Raw genomic sequence first — 288 nt, 5'->3', positions numbered from 1 at the left:
GCAAGTGTAATACCGCAAAAATGAACGATATCAATTTCCTTTGCGATTTCTTCAAATTGATACATTTCTTCACATGCCGTATTGAAGCTACTTTCTAATCGATTCGAATATGTAACGCGGCTTGCACGTGCACCGAATCCATTTTCTAAAAAATACATACCTACATATTTACCGCCTCTTGAAACAAGAGAAGTTTGAATCCCTAACTTTTGAATGTAAGATACAGCTGCATCTCCAACCGAATTTTCCGGTAAAGTTGAAATAAGAAGCCCTTCATGCCCTAAGTGA

1 pseudogene is annotated in these 288 nt (G+C 37.5%); it reads right to left on the bottom strand.

Annotated elements, in window-relative coordinates:
* A pseudogene (locus tag MR170_RS31495) lies at positions 1-288 on the bottom strand (sugar kinase); the annotation flags it as partial.

Source organism: Bacillus cereus group sp. BfR-BA-01524 (assembly GCF_022662595.1).
GTDB lineage: Bacteria > Bacillota > Bacilli > Bacillales > Bacillaceae_G > Bacillus_A > Bacillus_A thuringiensis_S.
The sequence above is the reverse complement of the archived record's forward strand: the minus strand, read 5'-3'. Positions and strand labels throughout refer to the sequence as shown.